This window comes from Shewanella colwelliana (assembly GCF_001735525.1).
GTDB classification, from domain to species: Bacteria; Pseudomonadota; Gammaproteobacteria; order Enterobacterales; family Shewanellaceae; genus Shewanella; species Shewanella colwelliana.
Genome location: NZ_MCBT01000033.1, coordinates 75,546 through 99,433 on the forward strand (window position 1 = coordinate 75,546; position 23,888 = coordinate 99,433).

General features: G+C 48.1%; 21 protein-coding genes. 4 read left to right on the top strand and 17 right to left on the bottom strand.

What is annotated here, in order from left to right:
- The first annotated feature begins 5 nt into the window (after positions 1-5).
- On the top strand, positions 6-3,143 hold the full coding sequence (locus BEL05_RS10960; RefSeq protein WP_069671181.1) for an efflux RND transporter permease subunit: 3,138 nt from the start codon (positions 6-8) through the stop codon (positions 3,141-3,143).
- Between the two features lie 156 nt (positions 3,144-3,299).
- Complete coding sequence (locus BEL05_RS21040) at positions 3,300-3,491, top strand: hypothetical protein (protein ID WP_175427338.1); 192 nt, start codon at positions 3,300-3,302, stop codon at positions 3,489-3,491.
- 124 nt (positions 3,492-3,615) lie between these two features.
- Here the strand turns inward: BEL05_RS21040 and BEL05_RS10970 are convergent, their stop codons facing one another.
- From BEL05_RS10970 to BEL05_RS10980, 3 genes are all read right to left on the bottom strand, one after another.
- Positions 3,616-4,392: a VOC family protein gene (locus BEL05_RS10970; protein ID WP_069671182.1), complete on the bottom strand. Its 777-nt coding sequence runs from the start codon at positions 4,390-4,392 to the stop codon at positions 3,616-3,618.
- 176 nt (positions 4,393-4,568) lie between these two features.
- Positions 4,569-5,792 carry an HlyD family secretion protein gene (locus BEL05_RS10975; protein WP_069671183.1) on the bottom strand — a complete coding sequence of 408 codons (1,224 nt, stop codon included), beginning with the start codon at positions 5,790-5,792 and terminating at the stop codon, positions 4,569-4,571.
- Positions 5,785-6,114 carry an MFS transporter gene (locus tag BEL05_RS10980; RefSeq protein WP_069671184.1) on the bottom strand — a complete coding sequence of 110 codons (330 nt, stop codon included), beginning with the start codon at positions 6,112-6,114 and terminating at the stop codon, positions 5,785-5,787. Before BEL05_RS10980 ends, BEL05_RS10975 begins: the two co-directional genes overlap by 8 nt.
- 124 nt (positions 6,115-6,238) lie before the next feature.
- Between BEL05_RS10980 and BEL05_RS10985 the strand changes: the two genes are divergently transcribed.
- On the top strand, positions 6,239-7,249 hold the full coding sequence (locus BEL05_RS10985; RefSeq protein ID WP_069671185.1) for an AraC family transcriptional regulator: 1,011 nt from the start codon (positions 6,239-6,241) through the stop codon (positions 7,247-7,249).
- A 30-nt stretch (positions 7,250-7,279) separates the two neighbouring features.
- Here BEL05_RS10985 and mtr read toward each other — a convergent pair whose 3' ends face one another.
- The 3 genes from mtr to BEL05_RS11000 form a co-directional block, all read right to left on the bottom strand.
- Positions 7,280-8,539 (bottom strand): tryptophan permease, encoded by a 1,260-nt coding sequence (mtr, locus tag BEL05_RS10990; RefSeq protein WP_028762977.1) that lies wholly within the window; start codon positions 8,537-8,539, stop codon positions 7,280-7,282.
- Positions 8,539-10,962: a glycerol-3-phosphate 1-O-acyltransferase PlsB gene (gene plsB / locus BEL05_RS10995; protein ID WP_028762978.1), complete on the bottom strand. Its 2,424-nt coding sequence runs from the start codon at positions 10,960-10,962 to the stop codon at positions 8,539-8,541. The genes mtr and plsB overlap by 1 nt, the downstream gene beginning before the upstream one ends.
- A gap of 214 nt (positions 10,963-11,176) precedes the next feature.
- On the bottom strand, positions 11,177-12,547 hold the full coding sequence (locus BEL05_RS11000; RefSeq protein WP_069671186.1) for a DUF4397 domain-containing protein: 1,371 nt from the start codon (positions 12,545-12,547) through the stop codon (positions 11,177-11,179).
- 287 nt (positions 12,548-12,834) lie between these two features.
- On the opposite strand from BEL05_RS11000, the gene BEL05_RS11005 reads away from it, so the two are divergent.
- Positions 12,835-13,428, top strand: coding sequence for an FMN-dependent NADH-azoreductase (locus BEL05_RS11005; RefSeq protein WP_028762980.1), 594 nt, complete (start codon positions 12,835-12,837; stop codon positions 13,426-13,428).
- Between the two features lie 304 nt (positions 13,429-13,732).
- Here the strand turns inward: BEL05_RS11005 and BEL05_RS11010 are convergent, their stop codons facing one another.
- From BEL05_RS11010 to BEL05_RS11060, 11 genes are all read right to left on the bottom strand, one after another.
- A complete protein-coding gene (locus BEL05_RS11010) occupies positions 13,733-14,056 on the bottom strand; it encodes a rhodanese-like domain-containing protein (protein ID WP_069671187.1) in 324 nt (107 codons plus the stop codon).
- A 70-nt stretch (positions 14,057-14,126) separates the two neighbouring features.
- Entirely contained in the window at positions 14,127-14,582 is a 456-nt protein-coding gene (locus tag BEL05_RS11015; RefSeq protein WP_069671188.1) for a GNAT family N-acetyltransferase, read from the bottom strand.
- Between the two features lie 205 nt (positions 14,583-14,787).
- Complete coding sequence (locus tag BEL05_RS11020; protein ID WP_069671189.1) at positions 14,788-16,029, bottom strand: beta-ketoacyl-ACP synthase; 1,242 nt, start codon at positions 16,027-16,029, stop codon at positions 14,788-14,790.
- On the bottom strand, positions 16,029-16,754 hold the full coding sequence (locus tag BEL05_RS11025; RefSeq protein WP_069671190.1) for a 3-ketoacyl-ACP reductase FabG2: 726 nt from the start codon (positions 16,752-16,754) through the stop codon (positions 16,029-16,031). Before BEL05_RS11025 ends, BEL05_RS11020 begins: the two co-directional genes overlap by 1 nt.
- Before the next feature lie 11 nt (positions 16,755-16,765).
- Positions 16,766-17,251 carry a hotdog family protein gene (locus BEL05_RS11030; RefSeq protein WP_069671191.1) on the bottom strand — a complete coding sequence of 162 codons (486 nt, stop codon included), beginning with the start codon at positions 17,249-17,251 and terminating at the stop codon, positions 16,766-16,768.
- Positions 17,248-18,441 carry a beta-ketoacyl-[acyl-carrier-protein] synthase family protein gene (locus BEL05_RS11035; protein WP_069671192.1) on the bottom strand — a complete coding sequence of 398 codons (1,194 nt, stop codon included), beginning with the start codon at positions 18,439-18,441 and terminating at the stop codon, positions 17,248-17,250. Before BEL05_RS11035 ends, BEL05_RS11030 begins: the two co-directional genes overlap by 4 nt.
- Before the next feature lie 36 nt (positions 18,442-18,477).
- Positions 18,478-18,975 carry a DUF3261 domain-containing protein gene (locus tag BEL05_RS11040; protein ID WP_245686979.1) on the bottom strand — a complete coding sequence of 166 codons (498 nt, stop codon included), beginning with the start codon at positions 18,973-18,975 and terminating at the stop codon, positions 18,478-18,480.
- A gap of 113 nt (positions 18,976-19,088) precedes the next feature.
- Complete coding sequence (locus BEL05_RS11045; protein WP_028762988.1) at positions 19,089-20,351, bottom strand: NAD(P)/FAD-dependent oxidoreductase; 1,263 nt, start codon at positions 20,349-20,351, stop codon at positions 19,089-19,091.
- The gene (locus BEL05_RS11050; protein WP_245686980.1) at positions 20,351-22,744 is read right to left on the bottom strand and encodes an MMPL family transporter; all 2,394 of its coding nucleotides are present in this window, start codon (positions 22,742-22,744) and stop codon (positions 20,351-20,353) included. The genes BEL05_RS11045 and BEL05_RS11050 overlap by 1 nt, the downstream gene beginning before the upstream one ends.
- A gap of 2 nt (positions 22,745-22,746) precedes the next feature.
- Complete coding sequence (locus tag BEL05_RS11055) at positions 22,747-23,442, bottom strand: outer membrane lipoprotein carrier protein LolA (protein ID WP_069671194.1); 696 nt, start codon at positions 23,440-23,442, stop codon at positions 22,747-22,749.
- Position 23,443: 1 nt separating this feature from the next.
- Positions 23,444-23,878 (bottom strand): acyl-CoA thioesterase, encoded by a 435-nt coding sequence (locus BEL05_RS11060; protein WP_069671195.1) that lies wholly within the window; start codon positions 23,876-23,878, stop codon positions 23,444-23,446.
- Positions 23,879-23,888 lie beyond the last annotated feature (10 nt).

A 23,888-nucleotide genomic window follows, 5' to 3' on the forward strand; every position in this document is an offset into this window, starting at 1 on the left:
CCGTTATGTTAGAGAAAATAATTAGCGCTTCGATTAGGCAGCGGGTGATGGTGTTAGTGCTCACTGCGGTGATTGCTTTAGTCGGTTACCAAGCAATGCGGACCACCCCATTAGATGCACTACCGGATCTATCCGATGTCCAAGTGATCGTAAAAACCTCCTATCCTGGTCAAGCGCCACAGTTGGTAGAAGATCAGATTACTTATCCTTTGTCGACAGCGATGTTGGCAGTGCCAGGGGCGAAAACCGTGCGTGGTTTTTCGATGTTTGGTGACTCCTATGTCTATATCATCTTTGAAGATGGCACAGACATCTATTGGGCGCGCTCGCGGGTGTTGGAATACCTGTCGCAAACTCAAGGCCAACTACCCGATAGTGTTACGCCCACACTAGGGCCAGATGCCTCTGGCGTCGGCTGGGTATTTCAATATGCGTTAGTTGACCGTAAAGGCCAGCATGATTTAGCACAACTACGTTCATTGCAAGATTGGTTCTTGAAACTGGAGTTGCAGAGTGTGGCTGGCGTGTCAGAAATTGCCACCATTGGTGGTATGGAACAGTCTTACCAGATCATTGTCGATCCCCATAAGCTGGCGCTGTATCAAATTGATTTGATGACAGTGAAAAATGCGTTAGACAACTCAAACAGCTCAACGGGTGGCTCTGTCATAGAGATGGCGGAAGCCGAGTATATGATCACCTCCTCAGGCTATCGACAAACTTTAGCCGATTTTGCCGAGATCCCACTGGGTATCGTCTCGGAGTCGGGCACGCCAGTCCTGATGAAAGACGTGGCACAGCTGCGCACAGGGCCTGCGGCTCGTCGTGGTATTGCCGAGCTCGATGGTGAGGGCGAAGTGGTTGGCGGTATCGTAGTGATGCGTTACGGCGAGAATGCTCTGACGACCATCAATAATGTGAAAGAGAAGCTCAAAGAGATTGAAAATGGTCTGCCCGATGGCGTAGAGATTATTATTACCTATGATCGCTCTGAGCTGATTTTAAATTCGGTGGATAACCTCAAGCATAAAGTGATTGAAGAGATGCTGGTTGTGGGGCTTATCTGCTTAATCTTTTTACTGCATGCTCGCTCAACCTTAGTGGCAATTATCTCCTTGCCTATTTCTATTTTGATCAGCTTTATTGTGATGAACCTCATTGGAGTGAATGCCAATATCATGAGCTTGGGCGGCATTGCGATTGCCATCGGTGCTGTGGTGGATGCGGCAATCGTCATGGTCGAAAATGTGCATAAGCATCTGGAACACTACCGCACCACACACAATGGTGAGGTGCCACAGGGTGAGGCGCATTGGGAGTTGGTGCGTAAAGCGTCAGTCGAAGTGGGTCCAGCGCTATTTTTCAGTTTGCTGATCATCACGCTTAGCTTTGTGCCTGTGTTCGCTTTAGAGGCGCAAGAGGGGCGCTTATTCCATCCTCTGGCATTTACCAAAACTTTTGCCATGGCGGGCAGTGCCATTTTAGCCATCACCTTGATACCGGTATTGATGGGCTATTTTGTGCGCGGTAAAATTCCCGATGAAAAGAAAAACCCTATTAGTCGGGTGCTGATCGCTATCTATGAACCTGCGTTACGCTTAGTGCTGCGCTTTCCTAAGGTGAGTATCTTAGTAGCACTGATTGCATTAGGCAGTGCGGTCTATCCTTTTAGTCAGATGGGGTCAGAATTCATGCCTGAGCTAGAAGAGGGCGATCTGCTGTATATGCCGACAACCTTACCCGCGGTGAGCTCAGGTAAAGCGGCGGAGATTTTACAGCAAACTGACCGATTGATTAAAACTGTGCCTGAGGTAAAACGTGTCTTTGGTAAGGTCGGGCGCGCCATGACCGCCACCGATCCTGCTCCGTTGACCATGCTAGAAACCACTATCATGCTCAACCCGCGTGATACCTGGCGTGCAGGGATGACGTTGGAAGGTATCATCGCTGAGCTACAAAAAACCGTGAGGGTACCAGGCATGACCAATGCTTGGGTACAACCGATTAAGACGCGTATTGATATGTTATCGACAGGGGTGCGCACACCTGTGGGCATAAAAATATCAGGCTCGGACATTGATGAGTTGCAACGTATCGGCACTGAAATAGAGGCTGTGGTGAGTGGCTTACCTGGCACTATGTCGGCCTTTGCGCAGCGCACCAGTGGCGGACGCTATATTGATATTGAACCGGATCTTAAAAATGCCGCCCGTTATGGCATGACCTTAAAGGATATCCAAGATGTGGTGCGTATGGCCATTGGAGGTATGCAAGTGGGGCAGTCTATTCAGGGACAAGAGCGCTACCCCATCAATATCCGTTACCCGCGCGAACTGCGTGACAATATAGAAAAAATCAAAGACTTACCAGTACTCACCAAAACGGGCAAGTACATCCCGTTAGGCAATTTGGCCAGCATTACGATTAGCGATGGTGCGCCCATGCTCGCCAGTGAAAATGGTCGCCTAATCAGCTGGGTGTTTGTCGACCTGAAAGATATTTCCATTGGCGAGTATATTGCGATGGCAAGAACTGCGCTGGATGAGCAGATCCAGCTACCACCGCGTTATAGCTACAGCTTTGCTGGTCAATATGAGTATATGCAGCGAGTCGAGGCGAAAATGGAGCTGGTAATTCCATTAATGCTGGCCGTGATCTTTATGCTATTGATGATGACGTTTAGCTCATTTGTGCAAGCTTCGGTGATCATGTTGAGTTTGCCATTCTCTTTGGTAGGCAGTGCGTGGCTGCTCTATTTCTTAGATTTCAACTTTTCGGTCGCAGTTTCAGTTGGGATGATCGCGCTTGCAGGGGTGGCGGCCGAATTTGGCGTAGTGATGCAGGTTTACCTTAATAACAGCATTCGAGATCGTAAGGAAGCTGGGCGTTACCACAGTCGTAGCGATTTATGTGAGGCGTTAATTCACGGTGCTGTAATGCGTATTCGTCCCAAAGCGATGACAGTGGCAACCATCTTTTTTGGTTTGCTGCCGATCATGTGGGGCAGCGGGACGGGAAATGAGGTGATGCAGAAGATTGCAGCACCTATGGTTGGCGGCATGGTGACAGCGCCCCTGTTGTCGCTGTTTGTTTTACCAGCGCTGTACCTCATTATTTATGGGCGTAAGCTTGCTAAAAGTTAGTCTGTAGGTTGATAGCGAGGAATATAAAAAAAGCACTGTAAATACAGTGCTTTTTTCTGTCACTCGCAAATCAATCCCATGTGGATGTGGCCAATTAAGCGTTTACGATGGGTAAACGGAGAGTGCTCACACCGTTAACAGAGGGAATATTACTTTTTGCAACGACTGATGTTTGAGCCTGTGGCTCTGACTTTGGTGCACTCTTTAGTTGTTTTCTTCGCAGCGCTGTTGCTCGCTACAGAATCAGCGTCGGTGTCACTTGTCGAGGCGCAACCGCTTAAGCCGAGGACGGCAACGGGTATCAGTACCACTATCCATTTTTTTAGCATTGTATACATCCCTGATTAAATTGTTGTTCATTTTCTGGTTGCTGTCAGACAACACAGACCCAATAAACTAACTAAAAAAATGTAGTGATACAACGTTATAAACTAAAGGCTTAGTGTAAATTAATGCTTTCTACTGACAAAGACTACTCGTTTAGCTTAATCACAGAGAAAAAACCGCCTTGTGGATCATTGAGCACCGAAAATCGTCCAACGCCCTCAATATCTGTGGGAGGCACACAGACTTTACCGCCAATCTCTGCGGCTTTAGCGGCCGTTGCATCACAGCTATCGACCATGATGTATGGCATCCAGTGAGGTGGCATCTCCCCCCACTCTTCATTCATCACCATCATACCGCCGATAGCCGTGCCATCGACTAGCCACTGGGTATAGTTAAAGTCTGCCATCGGTGTCTCTTTGGTCTGCCATTTTAACACTTGGGCATAAAATGCTTTAGCCATCTGCGGCTGTCGACATGCCAGTTCTACCCAGCAAAGGGTATTGGCCTCATTGTTGCGCATTGACCCCATATGTTGCCCAGCTTGCCACAGTGAAAATACGCTACCTTCAGGATCTTGGCATTGAGCCATTTGGCCAGCATCTCCCACTGAATGGGGACCTATCAATACTTTTCCGCCGTTAGTTTTCACTGCTTCTATGCTGCTGGCTAAGTCATCCACCGCAAAATAGATGGTCCAATGGGTGAGGATATTATCGTCGATGAGTGTTTGAGGAAGCTGGTACATGGCGCCGATATCGTCATCATCGATGGCAAACATGGTATAGATCCCCTCTGGGATCGGCATATCTTTGAGTTGCCAATTAAACAGTGAATTGTAGAAATATTTGCCAGAGAGTGCTTCTTCGCTTGCGAGCTCTATCCAGCATGGAGCGCCATGCTGATAACTTGAGATCTTCATCGTGAATTCCTTAAACGTCGCGCAGAAAAATAGTCGCGTTATTGATTTAGTTAAGCCTGTTTTCTGGTGACTGTCTATGTCAAAACCAAGAGTTTTACTTGGCAAGTGAGGAAGTGGCTATGGTGCAGCGGTTAATACTGATTGGCATCATTGCCCACTGCACCACGCCGGGAAGCTTAAAGTGAATAGAAGTAATAGATTTGCGATTTCATGCGGATCACTATGCCTCTGATCACGTCGAGAAAGGCGAGGAAGCTGATAGGTTTCTCGCCGGAGATCCAGGCGAGCCCCACCGCGCCAACGGGAATGTCATAGCCTTGGGTTTCGGTTAGCCTTAATCGAACAAAATGGTGTTTGTTGTTAAGGTTTTGGCCTGTGGTTTGGCGCACATTGTCATCGCGTGCAAACAGGTTTCCCTGTGCTTCACCTGTGGCTTCAATGATCCCTTCGACTTCGGCGGTAAAGATTTTTCCTGGGTAGACAGCTGAGGCAAACTCCGCTTGTTGGCCCACTTTAACGTTACGAATCGCCTGATGATTAACTCGCATCAGCACATACTTTTCATCGGTATACATTTGAATTCGTGGTACGACACCAATAAATTGCCCTTCTCGCATGATAAAGTTAGTCAGGTAACCGTCTGCAGGGGCATAGATTTTAGTTTGCTCTAGGTCCCATTGCGCTTTGGCCACATTTTCTATCTCTGACGCTAGACCTGAGCGGCGACTTTGTACCGCGAGCTGCGCCTTTTTGATGTCTAATTTGGCCTTGTTTTCGGTCAGTTTGGCCTTTTCTATTTGAGTGACAAAAGTGTCGTGCTGCGCCTGAGCCAAATCAATCGATGTTTGCTGCTCATCCAGTTGGCTTTTGGTGATGGTATCGGGGACGACTCGATTTTGTTCCACGTAACGTGCAAGGGTGGTTTGCTTCCAAGCCAGATCTTTTTTAGCCGCCGCCAGCTGATTTTGGCTAATAGTGATATCGGCAAGGGTAGCTTGCTGCTGTTTACGCGCAACGTTTACATCTTCTTTCGCCATGGCAAGCAGAACATCCGCGCTCTGTTGAGCCACCTTGGCTTTATTTAACGCGATGCGATAAGGCTGGTCATCCAGTTCATAGATAAGCTGTCCTGCCTCGACTCGTTGATTTGGCTTGACGTAGATATGTTTAACTTGCCCCTTGATTTGACTCGATGCAGGCCTGAGTTGAATATGAGGAGACTGCACCAAAGAGCCTCCCGAGAGGTCCATAGGAGTGTAGTTTAGTAGTCCAGCCCAGACAAAGAGTAGCCAGCCACCGCCACCTAGGTAAGCAAAGCTTTTACTGTATTGATTCCAAGGCATACCCACTAAGCGCAGCAGATAGATAAACAGTGCCCAAACTGCTAAACCTTCAAGCATGCTTGTTGTCCTCAGTGGGTTGTGGCGGCTCTTTCTCACGCCAAATATCGCGAACTCTTCGCAGTGCCTTCTCGCTATCGACAAAGGCAACGCAAACCGCTAACACCCATACCCAATGCCAGATAAAGCCTATCCAAGTTAGCATGGTTATCAAGCCTAGTTGCTGGTGTTGCTCGCGATGAGCCTTATTGATCGGCAACTCATGAATTTTCCAAAAACCATAGGCTAATGCAGCGATAGTGCCCACCATGACAAAGGTCGCTATGACATGCAGTGTGGTATCTACACTGGTGTCGACGAAGGGCATACTGAGTAGACTCATAAACATCCTCTGGGATAAAAATAGTCAGCCATTTTGATAGCTTCTCCACCTAATACAATAACTAAAGGCTAACTACATCAAATTATGGTATTTTTGGAGTTAATTAGACTGTTTTGGCGGGGCGATGGATACATCATTTATTAGAGTGTGTTACGTGCGGGCGTTGCTTTATGGGGTGCAGCAACAATATGGTATTACGCCACAGCAACTTGATATTCCTCACGCATTGTTAGCCGAGCCAATGGCATTAATCCCGTTTACAGATGTTGCGCGTTGGCTTGAGACGATTGCCCATGAATCCGCAGATGACACCTTTATGTTGTCGATTGCAGAGCATCTTCATCTGTCCGATCTTGCATTGCCTAATAACTGGTTCTTGAGTGCGCCAGATTTAGCCGTGGCGGTTAGGCGAATCAATCACGGATTAGCGAGTTTTCAGTCTGGGGCCAGCTATTACGTGATTCAATCGGGTAAGTTACTAAAATGGTGTTATAGCAACCCCTATGTAATGGGAGAGGCTCGTTCTCACGACGCACTGCGGGTAGCGATCACGTTAGTGCACGTGTTACGTCACTTTTTAGGGGCACAATATTCACCTCTTAAAGTCTTGCTCTGCGGCGCCTCATTAGGCCACCAGAAACAGTTAGACTATTTCGGTTGTCAGGTGAGTTGGAGCGGGTCACAGGTTGAGATTTGGCTCGATATTGAATCATTGCTACAGGTTAACCAGTGGGAAGGGACGCATCAAAGTCAGACGACAGTCTCGCTTGCACAGTTTGGCTGCTATTTAGATATGCCCCAACCCCATGATTTCCCAAAAGTCCTGTATGAGATGATTAACTATTCTCGCTACTACGGTTTACCTAAGGTCGACGCAATCGCGGCACTTTATGGGTTGTCCAGGCAGCAGTTACAACGTCGCTTAGTGCAATTTGGGTTTAACTTTAATAGCTTGTGTGGCTATATCCTCAGTAACCAAGCGATTAAATACATGATGGAGGGCAAAGACATTGAGGAGATTAGTGACCTACTCGGTTACGCCAATACACAGAGTTTTAGTCGTGCCTTTAAACGTTTAAGACGGATAACGCCAGCGCAGTATATCGTACATCTCAATAAAAACGGCGCTCAATGAGCGCCGTTTTCTTATCGATAAACCTAACTGTTATGAACCATATACTGGCAGCAAATCTGCCATGACCAATAAGTGACAGGCGGCTGTTAACACGCCGTAGGCCACAACGATGACGATCACCGCTGTGCCACCAGGTACCCTGAATGTGTCGGCTTGCGCAAACATCTGCCTCGACTTATACGCCATTAAGGCTGGTACGATGGCGGCCCAGATAGTTGCCGCGAGTGCGGCGAAACCAATCGCAATTAAAAAGCCATTAGGGAAAAGTAACCCCAGCAGAGTGGGTGGCAGAAAGGTGACTGCCGCGGTTTTGAGGCGACCGCTACGTGACTCATCAAACCCAAATAGATCAGCCAGATAATCAAACAGACCTAATGTGACACCTAGGAAGGAGGAAGCCACAGCAAGGTTAGCAAACAGGGTGAGCATAGTGGTAAGCCAATCACTGGCCATGACATCAGACAGTGCCGCAACCAGCACGCCCATGTTGCCTCCCTTATGGATGATATCAACAAACTCACTGCGGGCGATATTTCCCATAGTCGCCACTAACCAACATACATAGATCACAAATGCGATAAGGGTACCTAAGGTGATGGCTTTGACGATAGTGTTGGCATCTTTACCATAATACTTAACCAAGCTTGGCACATTTCCATGATAGCCAAAACTGACCAAACCAAACGGAATAGCGGCTAGCATATAAGGTAGATAGGTCGCTTCACCATCGGGGACAAAAAGCTTGCTTGGCTCAATCTCGATCAGCAGGTTACCAATGGCGAGGAAGAAAGTGATGATCATGCCACCCAGCATAATGGTAGTGATCCGATCGACCGCTTTGGTACTGATAAACACGATAATGGCTAGACCGACAGCGAACACCAGTCCCGCGACACTTTGTGGCAGTTCGATGCCAAGCCCCGTAAGGCTATGATTGACAATCGAGCCGCCGCCGCTGATATAGGCGTACGCGAGAATGTATAATACAAAGGCGATAGAGAGGCCGTTAACGATACGCCAAAAGTTACCGAGCGTATCTCTAGTCAGGGTGTCGAAGCTGGCGCCGGGTTCAAAATGTAAGTTGGTTTCTAGTAATAGTAGGCCAGAGACCAGCATACAAAACCAAACGCCCACCATCATTAGCATTGAGTAGCTAAACCACATCCCTGCACCGACGACAGGCAGTGAAAACATCCCAGCGCCCACAGCGGTACCAGCGATGATCATCGCCCCACCCAATAATGACTTTCCTGATGCTCTGTTTTTGGCAGCATTCATATGATTAGCCATTATTTAGCGTGCTCCGCTGCTACGCTATCGACGATAGTTTGCTTGACCGATGAACGCAGTAAACTGTTGGCACGTGAGCGAATACGTTGTACAGCTTGTTGATTGCCAGTTTGTGAGAGGTAACCTAACTCTTTTAGTTTAACACTGAGGGTGCCATACAGTTTCTTGTCGTAGAACTCAGGGGCGGTAATGCCGTGCAATGCGCCTAAACGTTGGGCTAACTGATGGCTGTCGCTTTCCAGTTCTGCACGTTCAATGTTAGGTGACGACGCCAATAGATTAAAGATAATCGCATAGCGTTGCATGGTTTCGCTGACTGTACCCGCTAACAAGAGGAGCTGGTTAAGATGTTCATCGTTTACACAAAGGTGTTCAGATTCGGTAACCATCCCCTGTTTAATTAGGATATCGATATTGCTAGACACATATTGTGTTAAATCGTCGATGCCCATAAAGAGTTCAGCTTGAAGCAGCGGGTAGAAATCTTCTACCGTCTCTAAAATCTGTGCACGGCTGCACTGCTTGTTGCGTGTGAGGCAGCTAGCAATTAACGATGGCACGACCAATAGGTGGATAATGTTGTTGCGATAATAGGTCATCGCAATGGCGATGCTTTCATCTATCGAGATGATATCGCCGAGGGGATCGCTATCAAGCTGGAGTTTTTTCAACTCCAGTCCTTGGGTGACAAGTTTGGCACCGTCACCTTCGACAACCGATGCAAATTCAGTATAGGGCTGCTCCTTCAAGATAGTCAGATAGAGATCGAGCTGCCTTTCTAGCTGTGAACGCTCTAAGGCATTCTGCTCAGATGCGAGCAGGACTAAGCTGGTTAGGGTGACCGAACTCACCGCTGCGGCATCGTTAATACGAGTCATAACTCGGTTGGCTAAGGTATTGACCACAGGGGTTAACCAAGTCGGTTTTTGTTCTGGATCTTTCGCTAACTCTTCACGCCACGTGGGGACTTGCTCGTTAAGGAAACTGTGCAAGGTAATTGGTTCACCAAAATTGACATAACCTTGGCCAAAATTACTTAGTTTGCGGATAGCACCGAACACCTGCCATACCGATTCTTTCTTCTTTTTCTTACCACTGAGTTCTTTGTGGTAAGTGGCGACTTCCATCACGTGATCATAGCCAAGATAAACAGGTACCAGTGTCACAGGGCGCTCTACGCCACGTAATACGCTGTTAAGCGTCATGGCGATCATGCCTGTTTTGGGAGCGAGTAGGCGGCCTGTGCGAGAGCGTCCACCTTCGGTGAAGTATTCCACCGAATATCCTTTGGCAAACAGTTGATCAAGGTATTCACGGAATACCGCAGTGTAGAGTTTATTGCCACGGAAACTGCGGCGAATAAAGAAGGCCCCGCCGCGGCGGAACATAGGTCCTGCGGGCCAGAAGTTAAGGTTGATACCAGCGGCAATGTGCGGTGGCACCATGCCTTGATAATAAAGAATATAGGAGAGTAGCAGGTAATCCATGTGACTACGGTGGCAGGGCACATACACGATCTCATGGCCATCGTGGTGCAGCTGACGCACCTGTTCAGCCCCTTTAATGTTGATCCCTTTGTAGAGCTTATTCCACAACCAAGTGAGGAAGCGCTCAGCAATACGAACTAGGCTGTCTGAATAGTCGGCTGCGATCTCATCAAGATACTCCATCGCTTTTTCGCGGGCCTGCTCTTCAGAGATCTTCTTACTTTGCGCCTCTTCTTGAATCGCTTTTTTCATCGATTCAGACTTGAGCAATGCATGGAATAAGTTCTGCCTATTGGGCAGCACCGGTCCTGTCATTACTTTACGTTGCCGGCGGAAGTGTACACGTGCTACACGGGCTAATTTCTGTGCGATCCGTTTGTCGGTGCCGTGTTCATCAGCCATATAGCGTAATGACATTGCATTGGAAAATTGCACAAAGTTATGCCGACCGAGGAAGAGGATCATTAAGCATTTACGCAGCCAAGTCGGGTTTTCACGCTCTAATACCGCGGCTTTCATGGTGTCATCTTCTTTACCAGGAGTGCGTCCCCAATAAAGGCTTACTGGTACTAATTGGATGTCTAACTCGGGATGCTGCTTGTGGGCGCTGAGTAACCGAGTGAAGCTTTCAAGATAATGTTGATTACCTTCACGTTGACCAAATAGGGGTTTGGCCCCTTCAACACAGACAACGCGCGGTGCCGTTTCACCTTCAACCTTGAGCGGTTCATAAGGGCTAGGTAGACCGAGTTTTTCTGTCATTTCGCTGAGGGCAGCAATGTCGCTGATCGACTCAGTCTTCATCACGTAGACAAGCGGCTTGTCTGAATCGAGGTTAAGGTCGTCAAAAGGATCATGGGGTACAACAATAGTGTGTACTAATTTCTTTTGGATCCAGCGTAATGATTTGAACCACAGCGAGTCTTGTTTGGACATTATTCTTTATGCATAGAAGTCATTTAATAACTGCATAGAATACCAGAAAACCATCACCGATCCCTAATTTGTGTATCACGCTTTGGTAAAGTACTGGTAAATCTAAGGTGTTAAGTTAATTAAAATAAAACAGCGCCATAAAAGGCGCTGTTATTCATCTTTGATTCTCACAAAGCTTTAAATTTGTGGAAACCAAGCACTATCAAGCGGAGGGCTACATATCTGCAATAAAGTCATCCATTAGAATAACGCTTAGCGGCGCGCCGCCTCCTTGAGCATCAACCGCTGCGACGCCATATAATCCACCCGCTGCCAAGCTCACACTAAGTGGGCCAATTGCCACCGTTTTTGTACCTGTTGGGGTTACACTTATTACATAGTCACCTGGCGCAATAGATAAGCTGCCCGATGCGGCCATAAACGGTACGTTGGTTAAAGCGGGAGTCGCTTCTGATATGTCATCGGACTCAGTAAGATAGATGTCTACGTTGCCTGCCGAATAAGAGGCATGAGCCACATTCAATTTGGCTTCAGTTGCCACAGAACGACGGTTTTCCATTAGTACCCATGGCTGAATGTCATCACCGCCGAGTGAACCTACAGCCATTACGGTATAACTATCGCCTGCATTTAAGGTGACTTCCGCTTCATCGATAACCACTACACTGTTATCGGCGTCGGCCGCTATAGTGACGGTGTGAGTGCCCTCTGGGACATTAAGGTAGCCAGTGGCGTTACCGAATGCCAGCATGTCTACAGCAGGAGTACTTGCACCATCGAGAAACACATCAACCTCGGGGGCGTCTGCAACGGCGTGCACCACTCGCACATCACTGCCTGCCATTTTGTCTAGCAGCACCAGCTGGGCATTATCCAATGCCACCAACAGTGCTACCGGTGAGTCACCCGACCATGCGTTGGGAATGGCGGTGATTAAATAGTCGGTGGTGGACTGCAGCGCTACAGCGCCAGAATCAAATACTGGGGTTTTACTACCCGATCCTGTGATTCTGATTTGGTAATCGCCAGCAAGTACTTCGAGTTGATCGCTGGCATCTAAAAAGTTGGCCGACAGGGTAGGTGCAGTGGTCGTGATGTCTGCGTCGGGGGCAGTCACGTAGATATCAACCAGACCGACATCTGAAGTGCCGTGCAGTACCTGAACGCGAGCGTAATCATCGGCGATATCGCTGGTGGCATTTGCAATCAGTTTAAGTTGCAAGGTTTCGTCAGCGACTTTACCTACGGCGACGGCGGTGTATTCCATCTCTGTCATCGCATCTAAGTCTGCGTTTAGGACTTCAGTGACGGTACCGTCTGCAAGTTTGGCATCAACTGTAACGGCATACATGCCTTCAGGCACAGTGAGCAAACCGCTTGAAACGGCATAGTCAACATCGGTAAGAATTTCAGCACCATTAGCATTGACATTGACGGCTGGCGCATCGACGCCTGCATGGATAACGCGGATGTTGGTTTCGGCAACGGGTAGGTTTGTTGCGGGCATCTCATTATCATCGTCGCTGCTACAAGCGGTAAGACCTATCATAGTGCTGAGCAGTAACGCGGGGTATATCTGTTTCATTAGCTTTTCCTCAGTTACAATTGATTACCCTGTGCTTTACGCTGCAAAAATTCAGCAGGATCACTTTTTGACGATTAATCGTTCACCTAATGATTTGGGGGCTTATTGCTCATTCGATGCTGTGAGAGAAAAGCCTAGGTTATATCCTTGTCAGATTTAAATCTGCAGATGAGGTGTTAATGGTTCTAAAAATTAGATTGTTTTGGAGAGTTTTATGCGCTTATCTTGCAATTAATTGAGGTATAGACTGAGCCTCAATTATCGAAAACGGCATTGGGGAAACAAACATGGCAAAGGTTTTAATATTAAAATCGAGCATATTAGGGGACTACTCGCAGTCAGCTAAATTGGTTGAACACTTGCAGTCTCACTGGCAAATACAAGGGGCGAGCATCACGGTGCGCGATCTGGTGGCGGATACGCTACCTATCCTTGATGGTGAAATTGCCACGGGATTGCGCGGTGGTGACGAGCTGACATTGCGCCAGCAGCAGGCATTAGATTTGTCTGACCGCTTGATTGAAGAGTTAAAGTCGCACGATACCTTAGTGATAGCGGCGCCTATGTATAACTTTAGTATCCCGACACAGTTAAAAAACTGGATTGATTTGATTGCGCGAGCGGGTGTGACGTTTACCTACACAGAAACAGGACCAAAGGGCTTGCTTGAAGGGAAGCGCGCAGTATTGCTGACAACTCGTGGTGGGGTACATAAAGATGGTGTGAGCGATCATGTGGTGCCTTACCTGAAAACGGTTTTAGGTTTTATTGGCATTACAGATGTTGAAACCGTTTATGGCGAAGCCCTGAATATGGGGCCTGATGCAACTGAACAGGGTATTAATTTAGCTAAACAGAATATCGAGCTGTTGAGCGCCTAACCTTTTGGCTGCAAACATTTTCACTATCATCAACCCTAGACCCAAATGCTCATGTCAGTTTATGTAGCGATAGGTTACAGCGCCATTTCGAATTGAGTGGCGCTTTTTATTTATCTTGAATAGCGGTTACTTAACCTTGTCTAAGTCGCACAGCGTACATCGATCACTCGTTACATTGGTTTCAATATAACGCACTTTGTGGCTGGCCAAGCGTCGGTTTGCCGAAAAGCTAAAGTGAGCGCTGGCTTTGTTATCACTGCGGGGTGGCGTTTTAGTCGTTCTAGGCTTCATTAAAAGGGGCTCACTATATTGGTTGGCAACAGAGGAGATCTTTAAGTGAACCGCCATTGATGGCACAGTTAAAGCCCTGAGCCTTTAAGATATCACAGCCTTTCTGGGCACGGATCCCTGCGCCACAATAGAGCACAATGGACGCTTGTTTGTCGGTAACCTGAGTTAATCCGCTTTCTAAATTGGCTAACGGTATATTTATCGCGCCTGGCAAATGGCCGCTATTGAACTCCTCTGGTGAGCGCACATCGATCACTTTGGCCCCTTGCTCAATAAGTTGCCAACAGGTATGTCCATCTTGGCTGCCAGAGAGTTTAGCTAATAACGATTGAAACATAACAACGCCCATCAATTAGAAAATATTCAATAAGATTATTCTAATTGACTGTTGAATGCAATATCTCCATTTAAAGCTGTTTGGTCATAAAGATGCTATTAGGGTCGGGTTGATAATCAGCAAAGGGCGGGCAGATGTGAAAGCCAGACTTGCTGTATAGGTTTCTTGCTGGCGCAAAAAACGCCATAGTTCCTGTTTCTAAACTGATCTGTTTGCCCCCTTGTTGTGATGCATCTGCCACTAAATGATATAAAATTTTGGCACCTAGCCCTTGTTGACGGTAACTCTGTGCGATGCGCATGGACTTGATCTCAAAGTGGTTGTGGCTGAGGCGTTTGAGTGCGCCGCAACCCGCAAGTTGCTCATTGTCCCATAGACTCCAAAATCGAATGCAGGGCTGTTTTAATGCGCTGAGATCGAGTGCGTGAACACTTTCTGAAGGGGAAGTGGAATACATCTCTTCGAGGTGTTGCTGCAATAACTGGACGATAGCGTCACCCGTCAGATCGTCTAAAATAAATTTCACCAATTGTCCTAATTTATTGAGCTGGTCGCTTGTATCTATGTTGAGCAATAGCAAAAGCGGTGCCGGTTTTCGTTAAGTGCTGTGAACTTAGACAAAGCGATGCCGTGTCGCTTTGCCTAGGTTTAGACTATGTGAAGTCATCAAGGGCGTTTGTTCGCCCTTCAGGCTGTGTTATGTGGTTGCTGGTTGGTAAACCGGTAAAAATTCACTCGCGCCAGCGTTTGAAGATTAACGAGGTATTAATACCACCAAAAGCAAAGTTATTGCTCATGACGTAGTCGGTATTTATCTGCCTAATATCATCTTTGATATAATCGAGCTCGCCGCATTCGGGGTCGATGTTACTGAGGTTAAGAGTTGGCGCGAACCAACCAGCATTCATCATCTCAATGCTTACCCAAGCTTCGAGAGCGCCACATGCACCTAAGGTATGACCGGTGTAACTCTTGAGTGATGAGATGGGCATTGTGGGGCCAAACACTGCCGATGTGGCCTGTGTTTCAGCAATATCACCTCTATCGGTGGCGGTACCGTGGGCATTTATATAGCCGATAGCATCTGGGGCTAGCGCAGCATCTTTGAGTGCCAAGCGTATGGCCACTTCCATGGTGTTAGCATTGGGCTGAGTTACATGCAAACCGTCTGAATTGGTGCCAAAGCCGACAATCTCAGCATAGATTTTAGCGCCACGGGCCTTCGCGTGTTCGAGTTCCTCTAACACTAAGGTGCAAGCGCCTTCGCCAATGACTAAGCCATCTCTATCTCTGTCGAATGGACTGGGAGTGTGCGCTGGCTGATCATTTTTGGTGCTGGTGGCAAAGAGGGTATCAAATACCACAGCTTCGGTTGGACACAGCTCCTCTCCTCCGCCTGCGAGCATCAGATCTTGTTGGCCATATTTAATCGCTTCGTAGGCATAACCTATGCCTTGGCTACCAGAGGTGCAGGCGCTGCTGGTGGTGTGTACGCGTCCCTTGAGGCCAAAGAATACTCCAACGTTGACGGCTGTGGTGTGCGCCATCATGCGGATATAGCTAGTGGCGGTGACGCCAGACATGTCACCCTCTTTGAGCATGTCTCCAAAGGCGATAATCGGATCGGTACTTCCCGTCGACGAGCCGTAGGCTATTCCCATCGCCCCTGAGGTAACCACTGGGGAGTCGAGTAATTCTGCATCCATAAGGGCTTTTTCGCTGGCCCATGCGGCCATGATAGACACGCGGCCCATTGAGCGAATTTTTTTACGTGTGTAGTGGGCGGGCTTGTCGAAGTCGACGATCGGGGCGGCAAGGCGGGTATTTAATCCATCATAGCGATCCCAATCATTCATGCGAACAACGCAGTTTGTTAGCGCTTTTAGGCGACTGGCAATGGTTTGCCAGTCATGGCCGAGGGCGGTGACGCCACCTACACCGGTTATCACGACTCGTCTGCTGCTGTTTGTCATCAAATCATGCCACCATTTACTGATATGACCTGCCTAGTAATATAGGCCGCCTCATCGGATAACAGGAAATTTGCCAGCCCAGCAATCTCTGAGGGTTGTCCCATGCGGCGCATCGGCACCAACTCTTTGACCATATCGCTAGGAAACTCTGCCACCATATCAGTTTCAATTAACCCGGGCGCGATGCAGTTAACGGTAATCTTACGCTTGGCTAGCTCTAGGCTTAGGGCCTTGGTTGCACCGATAATACCGGCTTTAGAGGCGCTATAATTCACTTGGCCGCGGTTGCCTGCAATACCTGAAACTGATGCCATGGTAATGATCCGTCCACCTTTGCGGGTTTGAATCATTGGCATAGTGCAGGGATGTACCACGTTATAGAAGCCATCTAGGTTAGTGTGGATAACGCTATCCCACTCCTCTTCTGTCATGGCTGGGAACGCGGTGTCACGGTTAATGCCCGCATTGAGGATTAGGCCGTAATAAGCTCCATGGGTGGCGATATCATTTTCGATAGCCTGTTTAACGCCAGCGCGATCCGCGACATCAAACTGCAGCTTACTCACATTGACCCCTATAGCTGTCAGCTCTGCTTCGGTATCTGCCGCTGCGGTGACATTGCTATGAAAATGCAGGGCAATATCGTAACCCGACTGTGCCAGCTTGAGAGCTATCGCCTTTCCTATGCCACGGCTAGCGCCTGTAACTAATACTCTTTTATTCATCCTGGTCTCACTTACCCATTACCTTGAATACTGTCAGCGATATACGCTTGGGTATCCTGAGGCTGAAAAACATTGACGTTGGCTGAAGCAACGACTTGATCTTGATGTGAAATTTTGCAGTCAAACACCGCAAGGCCACTCTCCTCTTGATAGAGTCTGGTCACGCTAACTTGGTAGCATTGATCTAGCTTATAGTCTGCGATATTCATGGCCAATTTACGCGTCCCCAATAAAAAACCCACCTGAATTGGCTCATCGCGCGCGATAGCTTCGATACCTGCAAGTGCCGCAATACTTTGTGCCATATACTCGATGCCAACATAGTTTGGTACGCTAGCAGTGTGTGAGTTGTAATAGGCACTTTGCTTACCAATGGTAACCTCAGTGGTTAAGGAGTCGGGTTGATGTTGCAGCAGGCGATCAATCAAGATCATCGGCGCGCGGTGAGGCACCACATTATCGACAGCAATATGGCTAACATCGACTATCTGACTCATGTATTGGTCTCTCTTTTGCTAAAAATGATACTGGCATTGCTGCCGCCAAAGGCAAATGAGTTACTCATCACATAGTGCAGTGGCGTTTGAGTGTTGGCATCAACAAAATTGAGCGCCGGATTGTGACTGTCCCATTGCTGATCACCGACTTGTGGCGGTAGGCGCTGCAGAGTATTAAGAGATGAAAGCAGTAAATAACAGAATGCCGCTTCTATTGCTCCTGCAGCCCCTAAGGCGTGACCCGTCAGAGGCTTGGTTGAACTGACCCATGGCTGGTGATGGTGAAATATTTCACTTAATGCATGGCTTTCCATGGCATCGTTTTTCATGGTCGCGGTACCATGCAAGTTTATATAATCAATCTGTTCGGCACGGATACTGGCATCATCAAGTGCCATCTTAATGGCGGCAATCGCGCCACGCCCTTCAGGATGGGGCGCAGAGATATGATGGGCATCGCTTGACTCTCCAACGCCAGCAAGCATGACAGCGCTTTGGCCCGACGTTAAGGTAAACAGTGCTGCGCCTTCACCGATATTAATGCCATCGCGATTGCGACTAAAAGGCTGGCAATGAGCTTTCGATACTGATTCGAGCGAATGAAAACCATTAAGCGTGAGTTTGCATAGGCTGTCGGCGCCACCAAGGATCACCATATCGCACAGATTAGCCTTAAGCATGCGTTTAGCGCTGGCAAACACTTTGGCACTGGACGAGCACGCCGTTGAGACGGTATAGCAGGGGCCTGTTAATTCAAAATAGGCCTTTAAAAACTCTGCGCTATTACCGAGCTCCTGTTTTGAGTAGAGGTAATCTTCCGGCAGCGTACCGTGAGTATTGCGATAGGCCAATGCCTCTTCGCCTTTGGCGATACCAGAGGTGCTAGTACCTAAAATAATGGCTACTCTATCAGCGCCGTAACGTGCCTTTGCAGCGCTGACGCTGGCTTCTATTTGCTTTGCCGCTTTTAATAACAGTTGATTATTACGCGAACTAAAACAGTGTAACGAGGCAGGGATCTCCGGTAGGGCATAGTCCACCATACCGACTAACACCTCCTCATTAGGGATAAGATCATTACGCCATTGCATTGCACTGGTGTCGCCCGCAAGTAGCCGAGTTAACACCTCTTTGGGTGTCTGGCCTAAGGGGGTGCACAATCCCAAATCTGTGATGGCGATATCTGTCATAGTGTCCGTTCTATTTAGTGGAGTCATTGACTCGGTTTACTCAGCAATTGGGTTGATGGTTAGTGTCAAGTCTGCCTGTGCAATCGATAACGCGACCTTAGCCATCCAAAGTGACTGCTGGTCATAGCGGATCTCAATCTGTGGCGTATCACTGCCGTTAGCATATAGGCTTCTGCATTGCACTGCATCACAGTCGGCTGAGCGCAATTGTCCACCATGTAAATTGCGATTTACATCTTCGATAGGCCAGTATATCAATTGCAGTAAGCCAAGGAGATATTCTGCCTTAAATTGATCGCCCAGGAAGATACTTTGCTGGCTGCTGACGCTATGCCCATCATAGGTGACGGTAAATAACGCCTGCCCTAGCGGCGCGAGGCCAACTAAGGTCAACTGTTGCGGCACAATCTCAAGCTGGCTGAGTAGTTGATGTCTTTCGCCTTGCACTGCAATGCTGACCTGTTGTGTTTGACTTTGGTTAACATCGCTTTGCAGTGGTGCTAAGCAGTAGTCCACCCCACGAGCTAAGGACATACAAGTGTTTCGGTCCAATTGTTGAGCACAACCGCTTAATAGCAGCAGCCACATGGCGAATAACAAACCAATGCGTGGTCGCACCCGCTTAAGTGAAGTGTTAAACCGCCTTGTCATTTGCATAGCTCAACGATCATATTGAGGCGTCGCTCCGACTCGGTGACAAACGGATTATTTTGATCCCAAGCGTAGCCCGCTAGAATTGAGCAGATCATCTGCTTAATTTTCGGGTTAGGCGCTTCGAAAAAGATCACATCTTGAAAGCGGCCATCATACCAAGCTTGTACGTAGGTTCTAAAGGTATCTACTCCGAGCATCAGTGGCGCTGCGTAGTCGACTTGCCAATCGACCTCCTGGCCATTGAGTTGTTTAACGACACATTTAGCAGCCATTGAGGCTGATTGCATCGCTATGGTTACGCCAGAGGAGAATACGGGGTCTAAAAACTCGCCAGCATTGCCCAGCAAGGCAAATTTGTTGGTGGCCAAGGTGCTGACGTTGGCAGAGTAACCTTCAAGGCGAGCGCAGGGGCGAACTACCTTTGCTTTAGCCAATAACTGCTTGAGTCTAGGCTCTTCATTAACGAGTCGCATCAGCACCGATTCAAGATCGTCACCAATATCCCCAAGGAGGTGGGGCTCTCCCACGACACCTAGCGAGCAACGGCCATTGCTAAAGGGGATGAGCCAATACCAAATATCTCGGTTATCGGGGTGAACACTAATCAGGATCTTGTTGCGATCGAACTGGTAATCTGCCAGTTCAATTTCATCGATATGATCGTCGATATGGGTGAAAATTGCAGTACGGCTAGGTAGATCTGAGGGACGCTCCAAGTCGAGTAGTCGAGGTAAGACGCGGCCAAAGCCACTGGCATCGAGTAGATAGCGTGCCTGCACTTGATACGGTATGCCTTGCTTATCGACAATGGATAGCAGAGGATCGGCCGATAGATCAATGGCCTCCACCGTATCGCCAAAGCGGATCTCTACACCTTGCTCTATGGCGGTGTCGGCAAGCAGTTTATCAAAGCTGCCACGCTCTACCTGAAAGGTGGTGCCGGGACCTGGAGTAAACTTATCGGTAAAATCAAAATGTGTGCTGCGTCCATTAGCATTAAAGGCAGCGCCATTTTTAAATTGAAACCCTGCATTATTTACCGCGTCGAGCATATTGGCTTCGTCAAGCATTTGCATACAGCATGGCAGCAGGCTTTCCCCAATTGAAAAGCGCGGAAACGCTTGCTTTTCAAGTACAAGAACCTTTTTTCCTTGCTGGTGCAATAGGCTTGCCGCAACACTTCCTGATGGTCCAGCTCCTATGATGACAACATCATATTGGGCAATTGCATGAGCTGGTGATTGGGCTGATTCCATCACTTGTGGGTCCTTATAAAATTATGTACGAAGGGGGATAGCAGGAAGGTACATCCGATACCTAAGAGCAAGGTTAAACCAAAATAGTGAATAGCGGGTGTTTGGCTAAAGGCCAATAGGCCAAATGCCAAGAGTGTCGAACAGGCTGACATAAACACCGCCATCATCACGGCTCGCCCCTGTTTTGCCTCGGCGAAAAACAGGCTGTAATCAACCCCAATGCCAAAGACTAGGATTAGTGCAAGTGCATGAAATAGGGTGAGCCCCGAGCCTAAAAGCCCTAATAACCCGAGGGTTAGCAGCGCAGAGGTAGCGGGTACAGCAGTGACATACAAGGCGAGCCTGACGCCAAATCGCATTGAAAAAATGCCCCAGGCGATCAGCAGTGACAATAGCAGTAACCACAGCGTGAGCGAGCGGTATTTGGCCATGACATGAGAAATATCGGCGACTTTATCTACCAGTTGTACACTGGATGTCGTCGCAAGCGCCTGCTGAAGTGTGTCAATGTTGCTGATCCCCCCTAGCAGCACGATAGCGCCAAAGTCGCGCTCTTGATTGGATGCAGGTAACCATAAAGGAGAAAAGAGTTGCCCTGCGGGGCTATTAAAAAATGCCTCTGGCGTAATGGTTAGTGCCGCCGCCTGCTGGTATTGCTGACGCAAATCACTGGCGAGTTCTGGCGCTAATCCCATCTTTGCAAGAATGTGGTCGATATTGTGGTAAATCTCACCCTGCAACCGATAGTTAGTGGCTTGAGTTGTTTGGCTTGGTAGGTAGTTTGCCAAGTTGATGGCATTACCAATCACACCATCTTGTGTCAGTTTGTTTAGTGTTGGCTTGATCGCTTCAAGCTGTTGCAGCAGCGCTTGGGCGTTAGGCGCACGTACTAAGATAAATTGGTTATCGGTGCCGCCACTGAGTAATAAGCGTAGTTGCGCCTCTTGGCTGACCACGTCATTGGGACTTTGTTGCAGATTACGAATATCGTCATCCGTCTGCAACTGGCTTAACCCTAGCGCGGTGACTAGCGCGATACCAAGCAAGCCTGTCCGCCACCATGAGGTATTACCTTGCTGACTGAGTACAGCAATCTTATCGAGATACTGTTGTGCTAAGCGCAGCGGTAGAGGTCGATGAGGCAATCGGCTATTGGCAATGAAGGGATAGGCCAACACTAAGGTGATATAAGCGCCAATAAGGCCAGCCGCGCAGAAGATAGCTACTTGCTGCATTCCCGGAAAGGGGGTCATACCTATTGCGCTGTAGGCGAGCACTGTGGTGATTAACGCTAACGTCGCTGCGGGGAATACCTTAGTCACTGCCACTGACGCAGAGCTATCAGCCTGTTCCAAGCGTTCGCAATAAAAATGAAAACTAAAGTCGATGGCAATACCGATAAGACTGGTTCCAAAGACTAAGGTCAGCAAGTGTAATTCACCAAATAGACTCAATGTCGCGACAACGGCAAACAGTAAACTTGTGGCTATGGTTAGGCTGGCTATTAGCAGTGGCATCATAGAGCGAAATGCCCACCAGACCAATGCAATCACACCAATAAGTGAGGCCAGACCAAGAGATGACACCTCTTTTTTGGCTTGTAAGGTGGCGGCGCTGGCATGGAACAGTGCGCCAGCTTTAAGTACCTTAAGCTCAACACCTGTAGGTAACTGTGCTCGTACAACTGCAATAGATTCGGTGAGTTTATTGATTTGTTGCTGCTGGCTTTGGGGGTTAAATGCGCTGCCAACCCCTTTTGCCATAACGATGGCTGAATAATATGATTGCCCCAAGTCATTGTGCGTTGTAGAGACTAATATTCCTTGGGCAACTTTGACTTTTTGCGTCGGTGCCATAGCCTTTAACGTATCGGGATACAGCAATAGCGGGTCTTGGCTGATCAGCTCGCTGTTGGCGTAGCCAAAAGCATTGTATAGCTGAGCTAAAGCATTAGCCTCCAACCGCGCTAATTGTTTGTTCTCTATTAGAGTCTGCTGGTTTGCCGTGAGTAAACTAAAGCGGTGAGGAAAGTAAAACTGATTTAGTGCGCGAACGCTATCAATGTCGCCACTTTTGACATCGGTAAAAACGTTTTTATCTGTGCGTAACTGAGTTAGTAGCAGCTGGGCTGAGTCAATGGCTTGCGCCTCACTGCTGGCCTGCAGCGCGATGTAGACCCTGTCAGCCAGTTGGCTTTCTACGCGTTCAAGTGCTACTTGAGTCAATGCTTCCTCATGTATCTCAGGTAGCATGGCCAAAATATCGCTTTGAATTTTTGCGCCTTGGTTAAGTTGATAGACCCCAAGCATGAAAGCGCAAAATACTAACGCAAACCAAATCATGGCTTTGCGTTTAATTGAGCCTTGGCCTGCTGGATTTGAACCTTTAATCATCATTATTGCGCAGGCTTAGGTGTTACCGATGAGAAGTAGTTGAGTTGCTGCTCAGTCAATGGCTGGTTAGTGATCTGCTCAAAGTGGATTTCGCTGCGGTCACCATTGTGGCCTAGTAAGATGAGTTGTTGCAGTTGCTGCTCACCTTGTAACACCAATTTGGGCATCGCTTGTTTAATTAAGGGGTCGAGTGGCACCAAACCAAGTTGCCACTGCTGACCCTCTTGCAGTAGGAAAAGGCTAAATTGTGAGGTTAAAGGGGCAATCTCGCCTTGCAACAAGCCATTCATCAAGGTGGGCATCATCTGAGCAAGAGCATTGGCTTGTTGATTATTCTGTGCTTGAGAGACCTGCCGATTGCCGTCGCTATCGATCTGTATCAATGCTCCTTGGGTCAGCACTAAGCCACTGGCAAAAGGACGAGTTTGTAACCAAGCGAGCCCCTGTTGGTTTTGAAATAGGAATTGTCCATGGCTGACTAACGGCTTTTTGAGGACTTTAAGGTAGCGGTACTGGGTGAAATTGCCCTGCGCCGTTTCGCCGCTATTGAGGCGTTGCGCTAAGGTTTGCAGCTGAGCATTGTCGGCATTTTGACTAAAAAGAGAATCGTAAGAGGGGCTTTGGTTAGCATGGCTAAACAAGCTTAGACTAAAAAGCAGTACGCCAATCAAGCATGTGCGGGGCAATGATGAGGCCATATTAGCTTTCCCCACTAAGGTCGACGAGATGAGCGATTTTTTCACGGAAGCAATTGGGTGTCACAAAGCACAGCTCCTTAGTCTTCATCTCAACGGCGGCTTGGATAGTGTAGCCTTTGGTTAACCGTTTATTGGTTAATGCATCTCGCACTTCATAAGTGATCTTAATGCGGTGTTCCCATTCGACTAACTTGGCGACCACTTTCACTTGCTGATCGAAACTACTCGACTGAACATACTTAATTTGCAGGTCGACAATGGGCCAAGCGTAACCAGAATCTTGCATCGTACGGTAGCCATAATCTATCTGGTCGAGTAACTGACAGCGAACGACCTCAAAGTATCTCAGATAGTTGCCATGCCAGGTTATCCCCATTGGGTCGACATCATGGAATGGGATCACCATGTCCAACTCGGTGGTCAGTATCGCCTTCATCGTAGTGGCT